General features: G+C 39.6%; 20 protein-coding genes. 18 read left to right on the plus strand and 2 right to left on the minus strand.

The genetic code is table 11. The features are described 5' to 3' along the window. Window positions 1-97: 97 nt before the first annotated feature. The 14 genes from RYH73_RS22805 to RYH73_RS22870 all read left to right on the plus strand — a co-directional run bounded on the left by RYH73_RS22805 (window position 98) and on the right by RYH73_RS22870 (window position 16,321). Window positions 98-1,708, plus strand: a complete 1,611-nt coding sequence (locus tag RYH73_RS22805) for a CTP synthase (protein ID WP_335315803.1) — start codon at window positions 98-100, stop codon at window positions 1,706-1,708. Window positions 1,709-1,773: 65 nt separating this feature from the next. Continuing rightward, window positions 1,774-3,603, plus strand: a complete 1,830-nt coding sequence (gene yidC / locus RYH73_RS22810; protein ID WP_335315804.1) for a membrane protein insertase YidC — start codon at window positions 1,774-1,776, stop codon at window positions 3,601-3,603. Window positions 3,604-3,694: 91 nt separating this feature from the next. Then, entirely contained in the window at window positions 3,695-4,882 is a 1,188-nt protein-coding gene (locus RYH73_RS22815) for a PAS domain-containing sensor histidine kinase (RefSeq protein ID WP_335315805.1), read from the plus strand. 48 nt (window positions 4,883-4,930) lie between these two features. After that, the gene (locus RYH73_RS22820; RefSeq protein WP_335315806.1) at window positions 4,931-5,974 is read left to right on the plus strand and encodes a response regulator; all 1,044 of its coding nucleotides are present in this window, start codon (window positions 4,931-4,933) and stop codon (window positions 5,972-5,974) included. A gap of 138 nt (window positions 5,975-6,112) precedes the next feature. After that, on the plus strand, window positions 6,113-6,553 hold the full coding sequence (locus tag RYH73_RS22825) for a lactate dehydrogenase (RefSeq protein WP_335315807.1): 441 nt from the start codon (window positions 6,113-6,115) through the stop codon (window positions 6,551-6,553). A 1-nt stretch (window position 6,554) separates the two neighbouring features. Further along, window positions 6,555-7,904 (plus strand): oxygen-independent coproporphyrinogen III oxidase, encoded by a 1,350-nt coding sequence (gene hemN / locus RYH73_RS22830; protein WP_335315808.1) that lies wholly within the window; start codon window positions 6,555-6,557, stop codon window positions 7,902-7,904. A 3-nt stretch (window positions 7,905-7,907) separates the two neighbouring features. Beyond that, window positions 7,908-10,304: a heavy metal translocating P-type ATPase gene (locus tag RYH73_RS22835; protein ID WP_335315809.1), complete on the plus strand. Its 2,397-nt coding sequence runs from the start codon at window positions 7,908-7,910 to the stop codon at window positions 10,302-10,304. Further along, on the plus strand, window positions 10,304-10,501 hold the full coding sequence (ccoS, locus tag RYH73_RS22840; RefSeq protein WP_335315810.1) for a cbb3-type cytochrome oxidase assembly protein CcoS: 198 nt from the start codon (window positions 10,304-10,306) through the stop codon (window positions 10,499-10,501). Before RYH73_RS22835 ends, ccoS begins: the two co-directional genes overlap by 1 nt. An 83-nt stretch (window positions 10,502-10,584) precedes the next feature. Beyond that, complete coding sequence (ccoN, locus tag RYH73_RS22845; protein WP_335315811.1) at window positions 10,585-12,696, plus strand: cytochrome-c oxidase, cbb3-type subunit I; 2,112 nt, start codon at window positions 10,585-10,587, stop codon at window positions 12,694-12,696. A 10-nt stretch (window positions 12,697-12,706) separates the two neighbouring features. Next, window positions 12,707-12,892, plus strand: coding sequence for a hypothetical protein (locus RYH73_RS22850; protein WP_335315812.1), 186 nt, complete (start codon window positions 12,707-12,709; stop codon window positions 12,890-12,892). Between the two features lie 9 nt (window positions 12,893-12,901). After that, the gene (locus RYH73_RS22855) at window positions 12,902-13,756 is read left to right on the plus strand and encodes a cbb3-type cytochrome c oxidase N-terminal domain-containing protein (RefSeq protein ID WP_335315813.1); all 855 of its coding nucleotides are present in this window, start codon (window positions 12,902-12,904) and stop codon (window positions 13,754-13,756) included. Window positions 13,757-13,782: 26 nt separating this feature from the next. After that, window positions 13,783-15,168, plus strand: a complete 1,386-nt coding sequence (gene ccoG / locus RYH73_RS22860; RefSeq protein WP_335315814.1) for a cytochrome c oxidase accessory protein CcoG — start codon at window positions 13,783-13,785, stop codon at window positions 15,166-15,168. A 23-nt stretch (window positions 15,169-15,191) separates the two neighbouring features. Then, window positions 15,192-15,617: a FixH family protein gene (locus RYH73_RS22865; protein ID WP_335315815.1), complete on the plus strand. Its 426-nt coding sequence runs from the start codon at window positions 15,192-15,194 to the stop codon at window positions 15,615-15,617. 17 nt (window positions 15,618-15,634) lie between these two features. Continuing rightward, the gene (locus RYH73_RS22870; RefSeq protein ID WP_335315816.1) at window positions 15,635-16,321 is read left to right on the plus strand and encodes a sulfite exporter TauE/SafE family protein; all 687 of its coding nucleotides are present in this window, start codon (window positions 15,635-15,637) and stop codon (window positions 16,319-16,321) included. Between the two features lies 1 nt (window position 16,322). Here RYH73_RS22870 and RYH73_RS22875 read toward each other — a convergent pair whose 3' ends face one another. Beyond that, on the minus strand, window positions 16,323-16,661 hold the full coding sequence (locus tag RYH73_RS22875) for a Rieske (2Fe-2S) protein (RefSeq protein WP_335315817.1): 339 nt from the start codon (window positions 16,659-16,661) through the stop codon (window positions 16,323-16,325). 148 nt (window positions 16,662-16,809) lie between these two features. Between RYH73_RS22875 and RYH73_RS22880 the strand changes: the two genes are divergently transcribed. Both RYH73_RS22880 and queG read left to right on the plus strand, forming a co-directional pair. Continuing rightward, on the plus strand, window positions 16,810-17,148 hold the full coding sequence (locus tag RYH73_RS22880) for a TfoX/Sxy family protein (protein ID WP_335315818.1): 339 nt from the start codon (window positions 16,810-16,812) through the stop codon (window positions 17,146-17,148). 67 nt (window positions 17,149-17,215) lie between these two features. After that, entirely contained in the window at window positions 17,216-18,151 is a 936-nt protein-coding gene (queG, locus tag RYH73_RS22885; protein WP_335315819.1) for a tRNA epoxyqueuosine(34) reductase QueG, read from the plus strand. Window positions 18,152-18,186: 35 nt separating this feature from the next. Here the strand turns inward: queG and RYH73_RS22890 are convergent, their stop codons facing one another. After that, window positions 18,187-19,227, minus strand: a complete 1,041-nt coding sequence (locus RYH73_RS22890; RefSeq protein WP_335315820.1) for a quinone-dependent dihydroorotate dehydrogenase — start codon at window positions 19,225-19,227, stop codon at window positions 18,187-18,189. Between the two features lie 81 nt (window positions 19,228-19,308). Here RYH73_RS22890 and RYH73_RS22895 point away from each other — a divergent pair, with 81 nt between their 5' ends. Then, window positions 19,309-21,234 (plus strand): ABC-F family ATP-binding cassette domain-containing protein, encoded by a 1,926-nt coding sequence (locus RYH73_RS22895; RefSeq protein WP_335315821.1) that lies wholly within the window; start codon window positions 19,309-19,311, stop codon window positions 21,232-21,234. Between the two features lie 103 nt (window positions 21,235-21,337). Then, a complete protein-coding gene (locus RYH73_RS22900; RefSeq protein ID WP_335315822.1) occupies window positions 21,338-22,627 on the plus strand; it encodes a type IX secretion system plug protein in 1,290 nt (429 codons plus the stop codon). Window positions 22,628-22,638 lie beyond the last annotated feature (11 nt).

Below are 22,638 nucleotides of genomic sequence, written 5' to 3' on the forward strand. Positions count from 1 at the left end.
AAAAGACCAAAAAAAATTCTACTTTTGTACCCCGTACAAGACAGGCTGTAATTAACTTTATTTTAATAAAACAGCACTAATTTTCCATTTTTATATCATGACCAAATACATCTTTGTTACGGGCGGTGTTACTTCATCTTTAGGTAAAGGTATTATTTCAGCTTCATTAGCCAAACTACTTCAGGCAAGAGGATACAGGGTTACTATCCAGAAATTTGATCCCTACATCAACATCGATCCAGGTACTTTGAATCCTTATGAGCACGGTGAGTGTTATGTGACAGAAGACGGTGCCGAAACAGATCTTGATTTGGGTCATTATGAGCGTTTTTTGAATACATCGACATCACAGGCGAACAATGTGACGACCGGTCGTATTTACCAACATGTGATTGAACGTGAGCGTGCAGGGGATTATTTGGGAAAAACAGTTCAAGTAGTACCTCACATCACAGATGAAATCAAACGTCGGATGCGCTTATTGGGGGAGACAGGTGAATATGATATTGTCATCACCGAACTCGGGGGTACTGTAGGCGATATTGAGTCCTTACCTTTTATTGAGGCGGTAAGACAGCTGCGTTGGGAGCTCGGTAACAACGACTCATTGGTGATTCATTTAACACTTGTACCCTATCTTGCTGCTGCAGGTGAATTAAAAACAAAGCCGACGCAACACTCGGTTAAGATGTTATTGGAGTATGGCATCCAACCGGATATTTTAGTTTGCCGGACAGAACACCGTATAGGGCATGATATTCGGAAAAAAATCGCATTATTCTGCAATGTAAATATAAACGCCGTTATTGAATCTGCCGATGCCTCGTCGATTTATGATGTTCCTCTTTTAATGTTAAAAGAACAATTGGACAAAACAGTATTGGCGAAGTTGAAACTTTCCAACAAAAATGAACCGGATTTAGAAAACTGGAAAGCCTTTTTAGGAAGGGTGAAAAACCCGACAGCAGAGGTTAAGATAGGTTTGGTAGGTAAATATGTGGAGCTTCCCGATGCCTATAAATCAATCAACGAATCCTTCATACACGCAGGTGCGCAAAATGAGTGTAAGGTAACCGTAAGAAGTATAGCTGCAGAGAGTGTTAATAACGACAATGTTGAAGAGAAATTAAAGGGCTTAGATGGCGTATTGGTGGCTCCCGGCTTTGGAGAGCGTGGCTTGGAAGGTAAAATTGCTGCTATCAAATATGTGCGGGAAAATAATATTCCGTTTTTTGGTATTTGCTTGGGCATGCAGGTAGCGGTGATCGAGTTTGCAAGAAATGTATTAGGATTGAAAGATGCCAATAGTTATGAGATGGATAAAAAAACCAAACATCCGGTTATTAACTTAATGGAAGATCAAAAAAATATAAAAAACATGGGAGGAACTATGCGTCTTGGGGCCTATCCCTGTGAGCTAAAAAAAGGTACCAAGGCATCTGCCATTTATGGGAAGCAGCGTATCAGTGAGCGACATAGACATCGTTATGAATTTAACAATGACTATCTAAAACAATATGAAAAAGCGGGCATGATCGCCTCCGGTATCAATCCTGACAATAATTTAGTGGAGATTATCGAGCTGAAAGACCATCCCTTTTTTGTGGGGGGCCAATTTCATCCGGAATTAAAATCAACAGTAGCAAATCCTCACCCACTTTTTGTTAACTTTGTGGCCGCTTCTTTAATAAAAGCGGGGAAACGGTAACAATTTGAAATAAATATAGTCAATTTCAATAAATATATTTTAGACTGATTCAGTAATATTAAAAGATGGATAGAAATACCTTTACTGGCCTGTTCCTGATTATGATCATCTTGGCAGGTTCGGTATTTTTTATGAAACCCTCGGAAGAGGAGATTAAAAAGGAACAACAGCTACAGGATTCCATAGCGCAGGCCAAAAGTCCTGAAACAAAAAAAACGACGGATAGTCTTTTTGCGGCACAACAAGGTTTAGAGGCCTCTACAGTAGATTCGACGCAAATGTCGGGTCCTTTTGGTGGCGCGAAAGTGGGAAACGAAGAACTTATTTCGCTTGAAAATGAATTTATCAAAGCAACAATCAGTACAAAGGGTGGCCGCGTTAAATCTGTTGAAGTAAAAGGAGAAAAAGATTACCTTGGAAAACCTTTGGTATTATTTGGAGGCGATAAAAATCGCTTTGGTTTACAATTTTCTACTGCCGGTGTCAATATAAATACAAACGACCTTTATTTTAGACCGCAGACTAAGGCTCCCATTATTGTAAAAAACACGGATTCGGCTTCTCTCACGATGCGATTAAGCTATGCCGAGAATAAATACATAGACTATATCTATAGCTTGAAAGGAAATAGTCATCAATTGGGGTTCACGATTGCAACTAAAGGCATGCAAGATGTAGTAGCCCCTACGGAAACTAAATTGGTATTAAATTGGCAAGCCGATCTTCCTCAGAAGGAAAAGGACATGAAGGACGAGCGAAATCGTTCTACTGCTTACTTTAAAGAGTTTGATGGGGATGTAAACGAATTAAGCACCACAAAAGATGAAACAAAGGATTTAGGGAAAACCGATTGGGTATCTTTTAAGCAACATTATTTTTCCAATGTATTGATTGCTAAGAATGGCTTTAGCGGAGGCTCGCTGAAGGTGACAACAGTTAATAACGATGAAATTGTAAAATCGTTTGCCGCGAACATGAGCCTTGATTTTAACAGACAGGATGTTAACACGTATCCAATGTCTTTTTACTTTGGACCGAATAAGTTCAGTATCTTGAAGGATCAAGGACACGATCTAGAAAAGCAAATCAACATGGGTTGGGGTCCGATGAAATGGATCAACCGTTTTATCACCCTTCCAGTCTTTAATTTGTTGGAGGGTTTTAACTGGAATTACGGCCTTATTATATTCGTATTAACTGTATTGCTGAAGCTGGTACTTTCACCGCTCACTTATAAATCCTACGTTTCAATGGCAAAAATGCGCGTATTGAAACCCGAAATGGATGAAATTAAAGCCAAGGTAGGTGAAGATAATCAAACGCTTTTACAGCAGGAATATCTTAAGCTGTATAAGCAAGCTGGGGTAAACCCAATGGGAGGATGTATTCCTATGGTTTTACAAATGCCTTTCATGATTGCTTTTTTCTTTTTCTTTCCCAATCTTTTTGAGTTACGAGGAGAGAGTTTTCTTTGGATGAAAGATCTTTCGACCTATGACTCAATCATTAATTTTCCGATGATACCGGTTATCAATATAAATCACATTAGTTTAATGTGTATATTGATGACGTGCGCTACCCTCCTATCCACTTGGTATAACAATATGGTTTCGGGTGCAACCGGACAAATGAAATATATAGGTTATTTCATGCCTCTAATATTTTTCTTTGTATTGAATAGCTATCCCGCAGGTCTTAATTATTATTATTTCTTGTCAACTTGTTTAACCTTTGTTACACAATTTTTCATCAGACAATCGATTAATGATGAGAAAATACATGCGATGATACAGGCCAATAAAAAGAGGCCGGAGTCAAGTAAAAAATCAACCTTTCAAAAAAGAATGGAAGATTATATGCGTCAGCAGCAACAAGCAGGTAAGAATAAAAAATAAAATTTCGTTTTGCAAAAATCGTAGGGCGCGTTTTAAACGCGCCTTTTTTGTTACAGTAAAAGTATTTATATTGGGTGCTTAAGGTGTTTATATGGAAACAGGGAAGCTACTTGAGGCGATTATTCGCAATGCGATTGATGGTATTATTACAATTGACAACAAGGGGATTGTAGAGTCAATCAATCCGGCTGCTATGGCCTTATTCGGTTACTCCGATAACAGCGAAATCATTGGTAATAATATTTCGATGTTAATGCCAGAACCCGACCGCAGTCGGCACGATTCATATATCCACAATTACCTGACGACCGGTGTAAAACATATTATAGGAATAGGTCGTGAAGTAAGGGGAAAACGTCGGGATGGAACAACCTTTCCGTTTCGTTTAGCAGTAAGTGAAGTGAATTATAAGGATCGGAAAATCTTTACGGGTTTTATTCATGATCTTTCTAAGCAAAAAGAGGCGGAAGAGAAATTAAAAGAATATACTGCAGAACTAGAGATGAAGGTTACGGAACGAACCAAGGATCTTATTAAACTGATTGGTGAGTTAGAGGAAGCGAAAGCGGATGTTAGCTTATCTTTAGAAAAGGAAAAGGATCTTAACCAGATGAAATCCCGATTTGTTTCTATGGCTTCTCATGAATTTAGAACTCCCCTTAGCTCCGTACAACTTTCCGCATCTTTAATTGAAAAGTATCTGGACAAACATGATTTTGATAATATTACCAAGCATACGAATAAAATTAAAGGATCCGTTCAATTGCTTACGAATATTCTCAACGATTTTCTATCCTTGGAACGTCTGGAAGCAGGAAAAGTCACTGCTGTTGAGGAAGAAGTCAATTTAATTAGATTAGCAGAAGATATTATTGAAGAAATGCAGCTTTTGGCGAAGCAGAATCAACATATTGTTTACCAGCATACCGGTGAGATTGGTAAATTTCGAATCGACCCGAATCTTCTCAAGAATAGCATTCTTAATCTTATTTCAAACGCTATCAAATATTCGGGTGAAAACACGTTTATTGAGTTCAATAGCGAAATAAACGGAGATTCCTGTATTATTACAATCAAAGATAATGGGATAGGAATTCCATATGATGAACAAAAAAACCTATTTGAACCCTTTTTTAGAGCGAATAACACAGGAAATATTCCAGGTACGGGTCTTGGATTGAATATCGTAAAGCGATACGTACATTTAATGAAAGGTGAAGTAATGTGCAAGAGCGAAGTTAATAAAGGAACGACTTTTACATTGATCTTTAAAAATTAATCGATTAATGGGTTCATGTGTTTGGCAAGCAGATAAAAAATAGTTTTGATGAAGAATGTATTGATCATTGAAGATAACGATGATATTAGAGAAAGCACGGCGGAGATTTTGGAACTGGCCGGGTATCGGGTGTTTAGTGCTACAGAAGGCAGATCAGGTGTTGATCTGGCACTAAAAAATAAACCTGATATTATACTTTGCGATATTATGATGCCTAACCTGGATGGTTACGGTGTTTTGTTTCTATTAGGAAAGCATCAGGAAACTGCAAGCATTCCCTTTATTTTTCTTACAGCAAAGGCTGAGCGTGCCGATATGCGAAAAGCAATGGAAATGGGGGCCGATGATTACCTGACGAAACCTTTTGACGACATAGAATTGCTTAATGCGATCGAAACGAGACTGAGAAAGAAGGAGATTACTGATAAAAGGAAACCTTTGCATATAGTAAGTGAAGAAGATCAAAATAATCTCCTCAACGATTTGCATCTTAAAGGAAGGGCAAAAAATTATAAAAAAAAGCAGAGCATTTATGAAGAAGGGGACAATCCGCTTTATATCTACAAGGTTAAATCCGGAAAAGTTAGAAGCTATCTCTTTTATCATGATGGCCGCGAATTATCTACTAATATCTTTACAACGGGAGATTATTTTGGTTATGAGGCACTTTTGGCACATGAAAAATATTCTGATAATACCCAAACGATTGAGGAAACGGAACTATGTTTGATTAATAAGGATGTTTTTTTTGAGCTGCTATACCAAAACCCGGCCATTGCTCAGAAATTTATTGGTTTACTTTCTGAAAACATACGGGAAAAGGAGGAGCAATTGCTACGGTTGGCTTATCACACTGTACGAAAAAGGGTTGCCGACGCCTTGGTGGTTGTATCGAAAAAATTTTTAGGAGACCAAAATGCCGACGAATGTGTGATCCGTATTTCCAGGGACGATCTTGCGGCCCTTGCGGGGACAGCTAATGAAACGATTAGCCGAACCTTAGCAGATTTTAAAGAGGAAAAATTACTTTCAAAAGAGGGGAATGCAATTCGTATTCATTCTATTTCTAAGCTGAGTACTATTAAGCAATGATTATTGAGGTGTGTTTATCCTGTCATACAAAAAAGTAATGAATATTACTTTTTTGTATGACAGGATTCATCGTGTTCGTGCTCGATTCAATTTAGCTTTGTTTCGGCGCTATAAAAATAGCGATAACGAATCAGCACTATGAAAGCCACCGCTTACAGTATAAATGTCGATGAAAAAGAACACCTTGTTCGATCAAATGCCAAAACGCATGATTTAACGCTTATTTCGAATGCGTTGAATGCTTCCACCCTACCTTATTGCGCAGGAAAGACTGTTATTATTGTTTCGGGAACAGATGTTTTGGGCAAGTCCTTACTTATTTCTCTTAAACAAATGGGCGTAAAGCATGTGATCACCCGATCGAAATCTACTGCCCATATCGACTTAGCAAGTGCTGCGGAACTAGGTATTAAAGTAGCCAATAATCCCAGCGACGATCAGTCGATTGAAAATACAGCCAAACAGACCATTCACAATTTAGATTTATGGGAGGCCGGCCGCTGTGTCGGTCGTGCCTGTTGCTGTCATGACTGCAATAGTACAAATAAACGTGATACGGAAGGGAATCTAACGAAGTAGTATGGAAAAGCAATTGATCAATTTCGCGAAAAAATATAATATAGCTGCACCGCGTTATACAAGTTATCCGACCGTCCCCTATTGGGTAACCACTGATTGGACGACTGACCAGTGGTTATCGGCTGTGCAGGCTGCCTCCCATGTGACTGGCGAAATCAGTTTGTATATACATCTGCCCTACTGTGAGCGCTTATGTACCTATTGTGGTTGTAATACACGGATTACAAAAAATCATAGCGTAGAAAGACCTTATATCGATTCAGTACTTCAAGAATGGCAACTGTATTTGGCACAATTGAGCGTAAAACCAAAAATTGTAGACCTTCATTTAGGAGGTGGAACCCCGACTTTTTTTAGTTCGGAGAACTTAAGCTATCTCGTCAAAGAAATTGTGCAGTATGCGCATGTTGATGAACATGCAGCTTTTTCTTTTGAAGCCCATCCTGCAAATACAACACGTGAACACCTGCAGGCATTGTTTGCGCTGGGATTTCGACGCTTAAGTTTAGGAATTCAGGATTTTGACACCGAAGTGCAACGTATAATCAATAGAAAACAAAGCCCTGCGGACGTTATTCGTGTTACGCAAGAAGCAAGACGGATCGGCTATACATCGATCAATTTTGACCTTATTTATGGTTTGCCAAAGCAATCTCTAATGCGTATCAAAGACACCATTCAAATGACTATCGCTATGCATCCGGATCGAATCGCTTTTTATAGTTATGCGCATGTTCCATGGATGAAGCCCGGGCAGCGTCTATATACGGAAGATGATCTGCCATCGGATGAAGCAAAATTGGAATTCTATCATGTTGGAAAGGAGATGATTGTAAATGCGGGCTACATGGATATTGGCATGGACCACTTTGCTTTTCCGACCGATAGTTTAGCACTTGCCGCTAAAGTAGGTAAGCTTCACCGCAATTTTATGGGGTATACCGATATCAGGTCTTCCCTCCTATTGGGACTGGGTGTTTCGGCGATCAGTGATGTAGGAACAGCCTACGCCCAAAATGTAAAAACAGTAGAAGAATACCGGAGCATGATCGAAAAAGGACAGTTCCCGCTTCAAAAAGGCCATTTACAAACGGAGCACGATCTTTCCGTAAAAAACCAGATACTTCGCTTAATGTGTGAAGGTAGACTTCCTTTGTCTGAAGTACAAGGTTCACCGGGAGTTCTAAAAAGACTAAACCCACTTATCGTAGACGGTTTAGTTTTACTTGGAGCAAAAGAACTGATTGTAACCGATCTTGGTAAGTCATTCCTACGCGTTATTTGTATGGCTTTTGACGAATATCATCATGCTCAAACGACCAATGAACCATTATTTAGTAAAGCTGTATAAGATATGACTCCGCTTAAGGATGTGCAAAAGGAGCAGCGTTGTTTCCATTGTGGTGACGTAGTTGTAAAAGCGAATTATGAGGTTGACGGCCATGATTTCTGTTGCTTAGGTTGCAAAAGCGTTTATCAGGTATTAAACCAGCACAAACTTACACACTATTACAAGTACAACACACATCCCGGCATCTCCATCCGTAAAGATAAGAGTCAATACTTTTATTTAGAAGATGAAGGCATCGCAAATAGCTTGCTGGATTATAAAGATGATCATATAGCCGCCGTTACCCTTTATGTCCCCACTATACATTGTAGTTCTTGCATATGGTTATTAGAGAATCTTCATAAACTTCAACAAGGTGTAACCAATACACGAGCCGATTTTCTGCGGAAAGAGGTACGTATTACATTTTGTCACGACATCATAAAGCTAAAGCAATTAGTTGAACTACTCACAGAAATCGGTTATGCACCGATCATTACCCTGAAAGACACATTGTCGAAGAGCGAGAAAAAAGACAGCAATAGACTGGTGAGAAAAATAGCTGTTGCGGGTTTTTGTTTTGGCAATTCAATGATGATCAGTTTTCCGGAGTATTTTGGACTGGGGACTTTTGAGAGAAACTATGCCCAGCTATTTGGTGTTGTCAATTTGCTTTTTACCTTGCCCATTATGCTCTATAGCGGGCAAGATTATTTCGTTTCTAGTATTAAAAGTATCCGGCAAGGGCATCTAAACTTAGATATTCCGCTCACTTTAGGTATAATTGTTCTTTTTCTTCGCTCTGTGTGGGAGATTTTAAGTGGCTCGGGAGCCGGGTTTTCCGATACACTTTGTGGTTTACTATTCTTTTTACTGATTGGGCGATGGGTACAACAAAAGACGTATCATCATCTTTCATTTGAAAGGGATTATCGATCTTACTTTCCGGTAGCGGTTACCAAAATTGATGCAGGTGAAGAAAAAACAGTGGCATTGTCCGCTTTACAGGTTGGTGATCGTATTTTGATCAGAAACAATGAAATTATTCCGGCAGATGCGATTTTGTTAAAAGGAGCTGCGCGTATTGATTTCAGTTTTGTAACCGGTGAATCAAGCCCTGTTGATAAAATACTTGGCGAAATTATTTATGCAGGTGGCAAACAAACCGAACAAGTAATTGAATTAGAGGTGGTGAAACCCGTGTCACAAAGTTATTTAACAAGCCTTTGGAATGATCAGAAAAATAAGAAAGAGCAAGTTTTCTTTCAATCGTTCAGCAATAAAATCAGTCGTTATTTTACACCCATTCTCTTATTGATTGCTTTCATAAGTTTATTCTTTTGGTTTTACATAGGTGAACCCGGGCGAGCATGGTCGGCCTTTACGGCCGTTCTCATTATCGGTTGTCCCTGTGCACTGGCTTTAAGCTCTCCGTTTACGCTGTCAGCGGTACTTAGCGTTTTTGATCGAAATGGTCTATTTATGAAGGATACATTGGCTATTGAAAAAATGGCGGGGATCGACACGCTGGTGTTTGACAAAACAGGGACCATCAGTACGCTTCATCAGAAGGAACTCCCATTCAAAGGTAGTTTGCCAGCTATGGAAGCATCCATGGTGTTTTCCGTATGTCGAAATTCCAACCACCCGCTCAGTCGTAAAATAGTACAATCATTACAGGATACTTGCGAAATTTTACCGATAAGCTCTTATGCTGAAATACCGGGAAAGGGGATACGAGCGATCATAAAAAATAAGGAAGTTTTAATCGGAAGTTATTCTTTTGTTGTTGGTACCGATGTGCAGTTCTACAAGGGGCCAGGCACCTATGTACGAATTGATGAACATGTAAGAGGTGTTTTCTCCATGGAGCAAAAATGGCGAGATGGACTGGAATCGCTTATCAAAGCACTCAGCAGTTCGTATGAACTACATTTGTTATCAGGGGATGTTGATCGAGATTCAAGCGTCTTATCGTCTCTTTTTCCTCAGCGAGATTATTTGAATTTTAATCAGCTACCGGCCGACAAGTTGCATTATATAAGCAGCTTACAGCAAAATGGGAAAAAAGTTGCGATGATCGGTGATGGTTTAAATGATGCAGGGGCCCTCAAGTGTGCTGATTTAGGATTAGCGGTGAGTGATGACGTTAATAATTTTTCACCTGCTTGTGATGCCATTATGAGCGGGGCTTCTTTTAGTAAGTTCTGTCGGTTTCTCGGGTTTTCAAAAAAAGCTATGCATATTATTTACTGTAGTTTTGCTATTTCCCTTCTATACAATATAGTGGGCATGTATTTCGCGACACAGGGCAATCTATCGCCCTTGTTAGCTGCGATTTTAATGCCTTTAAGCACCATCACCATTATTAGTTTCACCAGTTTGACAACCAGGCTTTATGCTCGTAAATATACTTTGTAATGAGCGCAATATTCTTTTTGATAGCTTGTAGTGTGTTCATCGCGTTATTCTTTTTAGGCGCCTTTTTTTGGGCGAATAAGAATGGACAACACGATGATACTTATACACCGGCCATACGTATTCTTTTCGAAGATGATGTTATTTCCGATGGGCAAGAAAACGAAAAAGGGGTAGATGAGAGCGAATTAAATAAGTGATAACAATCACCTTTTAGTCCGATCAATATCACTCGTCTGTTATTTGGGCCATCGTACTTTTACCTCCGTAAAAATACTAAACTATGCAGCTTGAAACATTCAATTACGATAACAAAATTGTAAGAAATTTTGGTATAGCCACTATTTTCTGGGGAATTGTAGGGATGTCTGTCGGACTTCTCGTAGCGGTACAATTGGTCTGGCCTTTCATGAATTTTAATACCCCCTTTACGACCTTCGGAAGAATACGACCTCTACATACCAATGCCGTTATTTTCGCCTTTGTCGGTAACGGAATTTTCATGGGCGTCTATTACTCCCTACAGCGCCTTCTCAAAGCCCGTATGTATAGCGATTTATTGAGCCGTATTCACTTTTGGGGCTGGCAATTGATTATTCTCGCAGCCGCGATCACTTTACCGCTTGGTTTTACCACCTCACATGAATATGCTGAGCTTGAATGGCCAATTGACATTGCGATAACGATTATCTGGGTCGTATTTGGTATCAATATGTTCGGAACGATTATCAAAAGACGGGAGCGTCATATGTATGTTGCCATCTGGTTTTATATAGCAACCTTCGTAACCATTGCAGTGCTTCATATCGTAAACTCAGTTGAATTACCGATTGCTGCTTGGAAAAGTTATTATTTATATGCGGGAGTACAAGATGCACTGGTACAATGGTGGTATGGTCATAACGCCGTGGCTTTTTTTCTGACAACGCCCTATTTAGGTATGATGTACTATTTTCTTCCAAAAATGGCGAACAGACCGGTTTACTCTTATAAACTAAGCATACTCCACTTTTGGTCGCTCATATTCATCTATATATGGGCCGGGCCACACCATTTGCTGTATACTTCTTTGCCAAGTTGGGCGCAATCGTTAGGTGTTGTGTTTTCAATCATGCTGATCGCTCCAAGTTGGGGCGGTATGATTAATGGTTTATTGACCTTGAGAGGTGCTTGGGATAAGGTACGTACGGAACCTACTTTAAAATTTATGGTGGTTGCACTAACTGCTTATGGTATGGCAACTTTTGAAGGACCGATGCTCTCTTTAAAACAGGTAAATGCAATTGCGCACTTTACCGATTGGATTGTAGCACATGTGCACGTAGGGGCATTGGGTTGGAATGGTTTCATGACTTTTGCCATTTTATATTGGGCTATTCCGAAGATCTATGGTACGGCTTTACACTCTAAAAAAATGGCTAGTGTGCATTTTTGGGTTGGTACCCTTGGCATTCTCTTTTACGCCATACCAATGTATTGGGCCGCGGTAGTTCAAGGGCTTATGTGGAAGGAATTTACGCCAGAAGGTGTGTTGAAATATCCCACTTTTCTGTCGACGACTCTACAGATCCTTCCAATGCATATGTTGCGGGCAATAGGTGGTGCTTTATACCTTAGCGGTGCTTTACTAATGACCTATAACCTTATTCGTACCATGCAGAAAGGAAAACTAATCGCCAATGAACCGGCAGAAGCGATGGCGCTTCCTCCCATCCATACGAATGAGAAATCAATTCATAGAAGACTGGAACGTAAACCGGCACTTTTTATGGTCATTGCCCTTATTGTTATATTGATCGGTGGTATGGTTGAAATGATGCCAACCTTCATGATTTCATCAAATGTTCCTACCATCAGTAGCGTGAAGCCCTACACGCCTTTAGAACTTCAAGGTCGGGATATTTATATCCGAGAGGGTTGCGTTAATTGTCACTCACAGACCGTTCGTCCCTTTCGCTCAGAAACCGTTCGATACGGAGAGTACAGTAAGGCTGGCGAATTTGTCTATGACCACCCTTTTCTTTGGGGATCAAAACGCACAGGGCCCGATTTGCATCGTGTCGGTAAAAAATATCCAAATAAATGGCACTATGATCATTTGCTAGATCCTACCCTCACCTCGCCGGGGAGTATTATGCCTCCTTATCCCTGGTTGATTAATCAAAAAATAGATACAGCGAGTACCGCTGCAAAAATTACAGCCATGCGTAAATTGGGCGTTCCCTACCCGAAGGAATATGAAAATTACGCAAATAAAGACCTGCTACAGCAAGCGAAATCTATTGTAGACGATTTGAAACAAAGTGAGGTAGACGTGCTAAGTGACCGAGAAATTATTGCTATAGTAGCTTACCTACAGCGTTTAGGTACGGATATAAAAGTAACTGAAAAATAAATATTTAAATATGTTTAAGCAAATAATAGATTTAGGAGGAAATGAGTGGTATCTTATTCTCTCGTTATGGATCTTCTTTGTGTTTTTTGTTTTTGTGGCCATATGGCTGCTTCGTATGAGAAAGCCATACAGCGATTACATGAGCCAACTTCCACTGGAAAATAAAAAAATGGAAAAAGAACAGTTTTTAGATTAACGATCAGGTATGAATAACTTATTATTACAGATAAATAATGCGACGTCCGAAAGGGGCTGGGGAAGCGGAAATATCCATCAGGATGTTTTACTGATAAGCCTAATAATCGTGGTGTTGACGGTGCTAATTGCGGCGATCGTACTAAATAAGGCGTTTAAAACGATTGTTCATGTGATGATGCCCGAAATTGAGGCTGCTGCGAAAGCGGCTACCAAAGCTAAACAAAAGGAAAAGCGTGCGCACTTAAAACAATGGTGGAATAATGTAATGGGATTACGTCCGCTTTCGGAGGAAGAAGACTTAGTAATTGACCATGCTTATGATGATATCAGAGAATTGGATAATCCAACACCCGCCTGGTTTATGGGGCTTTTTTACGCAACCATGGTATTTGGTGTCGTTTATTTATCCGTTTACCATGTTTTTGGTTGGGGGATGAATCAAGACGATGAATATAAGAAGGAAATGCGCGTGGCCGAGCAAGAGCGTAAAGCCTATTTAGCGAGTCAAGTAGACAATGTGGATGAAAATTCAGTTGAAGTAGACAAAAGTCCGGAGGTCCTTGCCGAAGGAAAAGCAATCTTCGATCAAAACTGTATTGCCTGTCACGGTGCCGTTGGAGAAGGGGGAATCGGTCCGAATCTCACGGACAATTATTGGCTTCATGGGGCCAGTATAAAAGACGTATTTAAAACCATAAAGCGCGGCGTGCCCGATAAAGGTATGATTGCTTGGGAGCAGCAGTTATCACCTTCTAAAATAGCACAAGTAGCCAATTATATTTTATCACTTCAGGGTACCAATCCGCCAAATGCAAAGGCTCCCCAGGGAGATCTTAATGAACAGCACCAAAGCCCAAATTGAACATATGCTAATGAACAAAAGAACAGATGAAAGAAATGGCCTTAGCAACCAATACCCCAAAGAGTAAGAGGCGCTGGATTTATGCAAAAAAGGTTACCGGTAGACTTTTCAGCTATCGACAATATGTCGGATATTTCCTGTTAACGCTGTTGTTACTAGCTCCCTTTCTCAAAATTGGAGGTGAACCTTTTTTGATGTTCAATATAGTTGAGCGCAAATTTTGCGTTCTCGGAGCGGTGTTTTATCCACAGGATTTACACATTTTTGTGTTTGGCATGCTGATAGCCATGGTCTGTATTGTGCTTTTTACGGTTGTATATGGAAGGGTTTGGTGTGGCTGGGCCTGTCCACAGACTATTTTTATGGAATTGGTTTTCAGGCGCGTTGAATATTGGATAGAAGGTGATGCCAATGAGCAACGGCGCTTAAATGAAGGGGATTGGACCAAAGAGAAATTGATAAAAAAAATAAGTAAGCATACGCTGTTTTTTCTTATTTCCTTTGTGATTGCTAATTTATTTTTGAGCTACATTATCGGTATAGATATGCTTTTTTCTATCATAACCGACCCCTTGCAAAATCATCTCGTCGGCTTTATTTCCATTATGCTATTTACGCTTGTATTTTACGCCGTATTTAGCTTTGTTCGCGAAATTGTATGCACAACGATTTGTCCTTATGGACGATTGCAGGGGGTGCTTTTGGATGAGCAGAGCATTTCCGTTGCCTATAACTATAAACGTGGGGAACCAAGAGGGCCTATTCGAAAAGGGCAAGAAGCTGACTTGCTTGGCGATTGTGTGGATTGTCACTTATGTGTGCACGTATGTCCCACCGGAATAGACATCAGAAACGGGATTCAGATGGAGTGCGTTAATTGCACAGCATGCATTGATGTGTGCAATGGGGTTATGGAAAAAATTCATCGTCCAAAAAATCTAATCGGTTTTTATTCACAGAATGAGATTGAATTTGGATCCGCGCAAAAGAAAAATAAACGTGCGATTGCTTATAGCGCGGTTCTGGTTGTACTTATCGGCGTATTCTCGAGCTTGCTGATTACTAGAAATGTAGTAGACGGAACCTTGCTACGGGCAAGCGGTACAAGTTATATTTTCAGAGATGATGGTACTGTTACCAATCTGTATAATATGGAGCTTACAAATAAATCGTCCAAGGATATCCCTTTTGATCTTAGCTGTGTTGATAAGCATTTTTCAGTTCAAGTGCTTCAAACTAAAAAGGTATTGGCACCAGGTGAAACGGTGCGGTTCTCCCTATTCCTGATAAGACCTAAAAAATCTATCAACATATATAAAACCGATGTCGTAGTAAGGATTAGTTCTGAAGGGAAAATCCTGAAAAAAATGAGGACCAATTTTGTTGCACCGCCCGTAGCCTCAAGTAAATAAGGATTGTTATTAATAATTAGGATATGAATTGGGGAATGAGAATCGTTATAGGAATGGCCATCGCCATGTCATCCATCGTTGCTGTTGGAATCTATATGGTCAACCAAGACACAGACACGCTTGAAGAGACAGACTATTATGAGAAGGGATTAGACTATGAACGTGTATATGAAAAGAAGGAAAATCTTGTTCGGTATCAACGAAAAGTTACCTTGAATGTCGTGAGAGATAGTCTGGTGCTTTCTTTTGCAGAAGAAAATAATAAGGGAGTGGTCGACTTTATAAGGTCATCCAACAGATCTTTAGACCGACGTGTTCATTTTATTACATCAAAGTCGGTCTACCGTCTCCCAATTAAAGACCTGAAAAAAGGAGTATGGCATATTAAGCTCGACTGGGAGAGCCAGCAACGGTCTTACCTCCAGGAAGAGCAATTATATTTGAACTGAACTTTGATTATTAAAATATGATTCTTGCTTTCTTTATTGGAGTAATTTCTAGTGTTCATTGTGTAGGTATGTGCGGACCTCTTATGTTCGCTTTACCGGCAATGAACGTATCGTGGGCAAAGCAAGTGGGTACACATCTTTTATATCAGTTAGGAAGGATTCTCACTTATGGCCTTTTGGGCTTTGTATTGGGATTACTTGGGGCAGGCACTTTAATACGGGGCTGGCAACAATATATGAGTCTTGTTACCGGCATTATCTTGCTCTTATTTGCCCTTTATTATTTTTTACAGCGGTATGGAGGAGGCTCATTTTCATATGGAGGTACTTTTTGGCAACCGTTGTTCAATAAAATGGGTTATTGGATCCAACGTCCCGGAGGGCATTTTGTTGTAGGTCTGCTAAATGGCTTGCTTCCTTGTGGAATGGTTTATCTTGCATTGGCAGCAGCTTTGAACACGGGGTCTCCTGTTAATGGGTTTATTTTTATGGCATTCTTTGGTTTAGGAACGGTTCCAATCCTACTCCTTGCCCTTGTTTTTGGTCATTATTTTCGAAAACGAATTCGTTTGAATTTTATCGGATGGATTCCATTCTTGTTTCTTATAATGGGTGTCTGGTTTATTCTTAGGGGGGCAAACTTAGATATAGCCTACTTGAGCCCACTACTCTATCCAAAGTCCGGAACAATGCTGTGCCATTAAATTACCCGCGAAATATACGTTGAAAAAAATTCCGTTTAATACCTACATACCAGTCTTCTCCTCGTTTTTCCAAGGCATATACGTTAATATAATTACCTTGCCCGGCTGCTCCATGCCCATTAGATAGATCAAAAGCATGTCGGTGATACGGACAGATGATCTGTTTATTTTCGCACCACCCCGCGCTTAGATCTGCACCGGCATGTGGGCATTTGTAGCTTGTAGCAAAAAGTTCCTGCTCGTAGTTGATTAAGCAGAGTGTCTTTCCGCCAATCCGAATCTTTTTAATTGCATTTACGGCAGGAAGCAAATCCGGATCTATCTTGTGCCAATAAAGCATGGATTATTCGTTGTTGGTTATTAGTTATTCGTTATTAGATTTTGTGTTTAATTTTTTACATTAGAAGTACGAATCCATATTATCTCTTGTCCATTTTCAGTATTGTCGGATAAAAATCAGTTTTGTTGTCATCAAAAGTAATATTTCAATGAAAGTTAATGAAAAAATATTAAACAGACTAAGAGAAGCCTTAATGGATATCCCAACAATTAAGGAAAAGACGATGTTTGGTGGTATTTGTTTTTTGGTAGCGGATAAAATGTGCATATGTGTCAGGGACGACCGTTTGATGTGCCGAGTGGGCCCCGCCGTCTATGATCAATGCCTGGAAATACCCGGGTGTGAACCAATGAGACATGGAAAGCGTTTCGTAAAAGGTTATGTTTTTGTTTACGAAGAAGCTTTTTCAAACCCGGCTTCTTTTGATCATTGGATTTCCCTTGCGTTAAAATATAATAGAGAACTTAATAACCCTAATTCAGGTTAATAAAAAGGAATAACAGGCTGGTGGCTAATATTTTGTATATACGAGCTGGTTTGACTAAGTTTGCAGCATGTTACATGTCGCAGAGAAATACTCAAAATTAATTAAAGAAGAAGCGAAACGTTTGGGTTTTGTTTTCTGTGGCATCGCGAAAGCAGATTTTTTAGAAGAAGAAGCACCGCGTTTGGAAAAGTGGCTAAAAGCACAAATGCATGGTGAAATGTATTATATGGAGAACCATTTTGATAAGCGTTTGGATCCTCGTCTTTTGGTAGAGGGAGCTAAGTCAATTATATCGTTAGGTTTTAATTATTTTACTTCTGATATACAGCTAGATAAAGATTCTCCAAAAATATCCAGATATGCTTATGGTGTCGATTATCATACGGTAATTAAAGATAAACTTAAGTCGTTCTTACACTTTATGCAGGACGAGATTGGGGAAGTAGGCGGACGGGCATTTGTGGATTCGGCTCCAGTGCTGGATCGCGCTTGGGCCAAACGTTCAGGATTGGGATGGATTGGAAAGAACAGTAACTTAATTAATAGAAAACAAGGATCTTTCTTCTTTTTATGTGAACTAATAATTGATGTTGAACTGGCCTATGATATACCGGCTACAAAGGATTATTGTGGAACTTGTACGCGGTGCATCGATGCGTGCCCCACGCAGGCTATTGTTGCCCCCCAGATTGTAGATGGAAGCAAATGTATCTCTTATCTTACCATTGAGCTCAAAAATGAGATTCCTGATCAGTTTGTAGGTAAAATGGATAACTGGATGTTTGGATGCGATATATGTCAAGATGTTTGTCCTTGGAATCGTTTTGCTGAACCGCACGAAGAGGACGCTTTTAAACCCCATCCCGAATTATTGGAAATGACAAAACAGGATTGGGAAGAAATTACGGAAGAAACTTTTCAGCGAGTTTTTAAGAAATCGGCTGTTAAGCGCGCAAAATTTTCAGGCTTAACTAGAAATATTAAATTTTTGGAGAAAAGTTGAGTTGTTAAGTTGTCTAGTGGTTTCGCTTCCACTACTTAACTATCCCCCTTTTGACTACTCAACTTTTTACAGATACGTTTTATTAAACCTGGACCTTCATAAATGAAACCAGTATATAATTGTATCAAGGAAGCACCTGCTGCCAGTTTTTCCAAGGCGTCCGATTCGCTGTGAATGCCGCCAACGCCGATGATAGGAAATGCCTTATTTGATCTTTCGGAAAGATATCGTATCACTTCCGTCGAACGTGCTGTGAGCGGTTTTCCACTCAATCCTCCTACTTCCTTCGTCAACGCATTTGGTGAGCGAAGATGGTCTCTTCCAATCGTTGTATTCGTAGCAATAACACCAGCGATACCTGTATCGGTGACAATTTCGATAATATCATCTAATTGACTATTTGTTAGGTCAGGTGCTATTTTCAATAAGATTGGACGAGATAGGCCATTTTTTAAATTACGCTGCTGCAGGCTATTTAAAATATGCATTAAGGGTCCTTTTTCCTGTAGATCCCTTAATCCGGGTGTATTAGGTGAGCTGACATTGACGACAAAGTAATCCACGACATCAAAAAGTGCATCAAAACATATAATATAATCATTCACAGCGTCCTCATTAGGTGTTAATTTATTTTTTCCAATGTTTCCACCTATGATTACTTGTTCTCTCTTCTTTAAAAATTTTAGCCTTGTAGCGGCTACATCCACTCCCTGGTTGTTAAAACCCATGCGATTAATCAACGCTTCATCGGCTGTTAAACGAAACATTCGAGGTTTGTCATTTCCGGGTTGTGGCTTGGGAGTAACCGTACCAATCTCGATAAATCCAAATCCTAAATCAACTAGTTCATCAACATATTCTGCATTTTTATCGAAGCCTGCAGCCAGGCCTACCGGATTTTTAAATGTTAAACCGAAAACTGTTCTTTGTAAACGCGGATCTTGGTAATTAAAAGCCGCTCTGATTAGACGGCTCCCTCCCCAGATTTTGTTGGCTGCTTTTAGACCTCCCGTCACATTATGATGAGCCGACTCCGGGTTCATTAAGAAAAATAAGGGTTTAACTAGCTTGTACATGGCGCAAAGATGATGAAAAATAGGCAATGAAACAATTGGCTGACTGAGGCAACGTAAAAAAATCGTACTTTTGCACCCGCTATGATCGCAATTAATAATTTAACTTTTGAAATAGGGGCCAGAGCATTGTATGACGATGCAAATTGGCACATCAAGCCAGGTGATAAAGTGGGCCTAATAGGCGCCAATGGAACAGGTAAAACGACACTGCTACGAATCATAGTGGGTGAATATACGCCAACGTCGGGAACCATATCGATGGCAAAGGATTTGAAGATTGGTTATCTTAATCAGGATTTATTATCCTACGAATCCGAAAAAAGTATCTTACATGTAGCCATGGAGGCATTTGAAAGGCAGAATCAACTGCATGTAGAGATAGAAACCTTGCTTAAGAAAATGGAGACGGACTATAGTGAGGATTTGATTAACAAACTTAGCGATAAGCAAATGGAATTCGAAGCCTTGGATGGTTATAATATTGAATACCGTGCGCATGAAATTTTAGCGGGTTTGGGATTCGATGATGAACAGCAGAATAGAAAGCTTTCTGAATTTTCAGGGGGGTGGCGAATGCGTGTCATGTTGGCCCGTATCTTACTTCAAGCACCCGATATTTTGTTGCTGGATGAACCTACTAACCACTTAGATTTACCTTCTATTAAGTGGTTAGAAGCTTATTTGCAAGCATTTGAAGGGGCCATTGTTATTGTTTCGCACGATCGCTATTTTTTGGATCGTGTCATTAATAAGACCGTAGAATCTAGAAAAGGAAAGCTTACTTTATATGCAGGAAACTATAGCTTCTATTTGGAAGAAAAAGCCATGCGTAACGAGATCCAAGCCGGACAATTTAAGAACCAACAAGCTAAGATTAAGCAGGAGGAGCGATTGATTGAGCGTTTTCGGGCTAAGGCGAGTAAAGCAAAAATGGCTCAATCCCGTATAAAAGCACTCGAACGGATGGAACGTGTGGATGATGTAGATGATGATAACCCATCTGTAAACTTCAGTTTTAAATTCAGCAAACAATCAGGGCGTCATGTTGTACGTCTGGAGCATGTAACGAAGGCTTATCCCGGAGTACCCATTTTGAAAGATACGCATGCGGTTATTGAGAAAGGTGATAAAATTGCGTTAATAGGTGCCAATGGAAAGGGTAAATCTACCTTATTACGTATCATTGCCAATGCAGATAAAGATTTTCAAGGAAAGAGTGAGACGGGCCATAATGTAACAACCACTTTTTTTGCTCAACATCAATTAGAAGCACTCCATTTAGAAAACGAGATTTTACAAGAGTTGCAGACCTTTGCTCCTAAACACACCGAAACAGAGTTAAGATCAATTTTAGGGTGTTTTCTATTTACTGGAGATGATGCTTTTAAAAAGATAAAAGTCCTTTCAGGGGGTGAAAAATCGCGCGTTGCTTTGGCAAAAGCGCTGACTGCTGATGCTAATTTTCTGATTCTTGATGAACCTACCAACCACCTTGACATTCAATCGGTCAACATCCTTATTCAAGCACTTCAGCAATATGAAGGAACGTTAATTACGGTGTCGCATGACCGCTATTTTTTAGATAGTGTTGCCAATAAGATCTGGTACATTGAAAACCAGGAAATTAAAGAGTACCCGGGAACCTATAAGGAATATGAAGAATGGCAAGCGAAAAGACCGGTAGTGAAGGAAAAAATACCTGTAGCGACGACTTCCAGTAAAGAGGAAAATAAAAAAAGCAATCCTATTCAACCAGTAACTCCTGATAAAAGCAAACAATTACAGAAGTTGAACAAAGAATTAGCTGCTTTAGAAGAGCAGGTTGGAAACTTGGAAAAGGATATTGCTGTAATTGAAGATCAATTGGCCGATCCGGCTTTATATAATGATCAGCAGCAATTAAAAGAAACCAATCTACTCTATGATAGCAAGCGATTGGCGTTGGCAGAATTTCAGCAAAAATGGGAGGCGTTGGCAGAAGAGATTTTAACATTGGACGGGGTATAAAAATCGAAGGAGGTATAGAAATTCTTATAAAGAAGTATTGTTCATATTCTATATAACCAATTAATTGATGAGATTTTTTTTTAGCTTAATAACCGTGCTTGTTATGTTGAATTTACAAGCAATGGCGCAAAAAAAAGGGAAAAAGCGAATCCAGGTGGAACGTTCTCCCGAACAACAACTTCGATATGATAACATAGATTATTTACCGATTATCAAGTCGGTCCAATTTTATCAAGCAAAGGAAGAACAATCGCTTCCGCTTATAACATTAGGCAGCGGCGATCAACTCTTTCTTTCTTTTGACGATCTTCGTGCAGATAATCGAACCTATTATTACACAATAGAACATTGCACTTCGGATTGGCAAAGTAGCAATCTTTCAACGATTGAGTATATTGATGGTCTTACCGAAGACCGTTTATACGATTCTAAGAGTTCGGTGAATACGCTTCAGACTTATACGCATTATGAACTTCGATTTCCAAATGAAGGTAGCATGGTCCCGAAATTGCCCGGTAACTATCTGCTCAAGATATATGAAGATGCCGATAAATCAAGATTGATAGTAACTAGGCGTTTTTATGTTTTAAATCAGGAAGTAACGGTAGGTATTAAAACACTCCCGTCATTTAATGTTGTAAAAAGAAAAGAACATCAAAAATTGAATATCGAGGTTAATCTTGGTACTATACATCTTAATAATCCTTATCAGGATATCAGGGTGCTTGTAAAGCAAAATCGTAGAGATGACGTACAGGAGGTTTTGAGCAAACCTATGTTTGTGAAGGAAAATCAATTGGTATACAATAATAATGCAACCTTGGATTTTGATGGAGGAAATGAGTTTAGAAATTTAGATCTGAGAAGCTTTCGGTTATTATCCGGGCAAATTAGTGCAAGTAGCAAAGATAGTATTCGGCGGATGAACGTTATACCTGACCACGATCTATCGGATGAATCTTATAGCTTCTCCTATGATGAAGATGGGAAGTTCTTTTTGCGTAATAGCGATTTTGAGAACAGCGATATTGAGGGAGACTATGCCGCCGTATCATTTACTTTAAATACTTCCTCTCCACCTGCTGCAAATGAAAAGGTTTATATTGCCGGTTTATTCAATAATTTTAAAACGGATACCGATAATGAAATGAAGTATGATCCGGAACAAAAGCAATGGATCGGTAACTTATTTCTTAAGCAGGGGCTTTACCATTACACATATATAAGCAAGATTGCAGGTAAAGAACAACTGAATAGGTATGACGGACATCATTTCGAAACAGGTAATACCTATGATATATTTGTTTACTATCGAAAACCTGCGACACGCTGGGATGAACTAATAGGATTTGGTACCGTCAACACCTCAAGTAAAGGACCTATCCGGGATTAATAATTGGTGAG

It is taken from the genome of Olivibacter sp. CPCC 100613 (assembly GCF_036959255.1).
Classification (GTDB): domain Bacteria; phylum Bacteroidota; class Bacteroidia; order Sphingobacteriales; family Sphingobacteriaceae; genus Olivibacter.

Bases quoted from the DNA above. Each gene is read 5' to 3' on its own strand.
- RYH73_RS22875 (WP_335315817.1), bottom strand. From the start codon at position 16,661: ATGCTTTATTGGCACAAGATAGATCCGGATTTGCTTCCTGCCGTAAAT.
- RYH73_RS22870 (WP_335315816.1), top strand. From the start codon at position 15,635: ATGATTCTTGCTTTCTTTATTGGAGTAATTTCTAGTGTTCATTGTGTA.
- RYH73_RS22820 (WP_335315806.1), top strand. From the start codon at position 4,931: ATGAAGAATGTATTGATCATTGAAGATAACGATGATATTAGAGAAAGC.
- RYH73_RS22825 (WP_335315807.1), top strand. From the start codon at position 6,113: ATGAAAGCCACCGCTTACAGTATAAATGTCGATGAAAAAGAACACCTT.
- RYH73_RS22865 (WP_335315815.1), top strand. From the start codon at position 15,192: ATGAATTGGGGAATGAGAATCGTTATAGGAATGGCCATCGCCATGTCA.
- RYH73_RS22890 (WP_335315820.1), bottom strand. From the start codon at position 19,227: ATGTACAAGCTAGTTAAACCCTTATTTTTCTTAATGAACCCGGAGTCG.
- ccoS (WP_335315810.1), top strand. From the start codon at position 10,304: ATGAGCGCAATATTCTTTTTGATAGCTTGTAGTGTGTTCATCGCGTTA.
- ccoN (WP_335315811.1), top strand. From the start codon at position 10,585: ATGCAGCTTGAAACATTCAATTACGATAACAAAATTGTAAGAAATTTT.
- yidC (WP_335315804.1), top strand. From the start codon at position 1,774: ATGGATAGAAATACCTTTACTGGCCTGTTCCTGATTATGATCATCTTG.
- RYH73_RS22900 (WP_335315822.1), top strand. From the start codon at position 21,338: ATGTTGAATTTACAAGCAATGGCGCAAAAAAAAGGGAAAAAGCGAATC.
- queG (WP_335315819.1), top strand. From the start codon at position 17,216: ATGTTACATGTCGCAGAGAAATACTCAAAATTAATTAAAGAAGAAGCG.
- RYH73_RS22880 (WP_335315818.1), top strand. From the start codon at position 16,810: ATGAAAGTTAATGAAAAAATATTAAACAGACTAAGAGAAGCCTTAATG.
- RYH73_RS22850 (WP_335315812.1), top strand. From the start codon at position 12,707: ATGTTTAAGCAAATAATAGATTTAGGAGGAAATGAGTGGTATCTTATT.
- RYH73_RS22815 (WP_335315805.1), top strand. From the start codon at position 3,695: ATGGAAACAGGGAAGCTACTTGAGGCGATTATTCGCAATGCGATTGAT.
- ccoG (WP_335315814.1), top strand. From the start codon at position 13,783: ATGAAAGAAATGGCCTTAGCAACCAATACCCCAAAGAGTAAGAGGCGC.
- RYH73_RS22835 (WP_335315809.1), top strand. From the start codon at position 7,908: ATGACTCCGCTTAAGGATGTGCAAAAGGAGCAGCGTTGTTTCCATTGT.
- hemN (WP_335315808.1), top strand. From the start codon at position 6,555: ATGGAAAAGCAATTGATCAATTTCGCGAAAAAATATAATATAGCTGCA.
- RYH73_RS22805 (WP_335315803.1), top strand. From the start codon at position 98: ATGACCAAATACATCTTTGTTACGGGCGGTGTTACTTCATCTTTAGGT.
- RYH73_RS22855 (WP_335315813.1), top strand. From the start codon at position 12,902: ATGAATAACTTATTATTACAGATAAATAATGCGACGTCCGAAAGGGGC.
- RYH73_RS22895 (WP_335315821.1), top strand. From the start codon at position 19,309: ATGATCGCAATTAATAATTTAACTTTTGAAATAGGGGCCAGAGCATTG.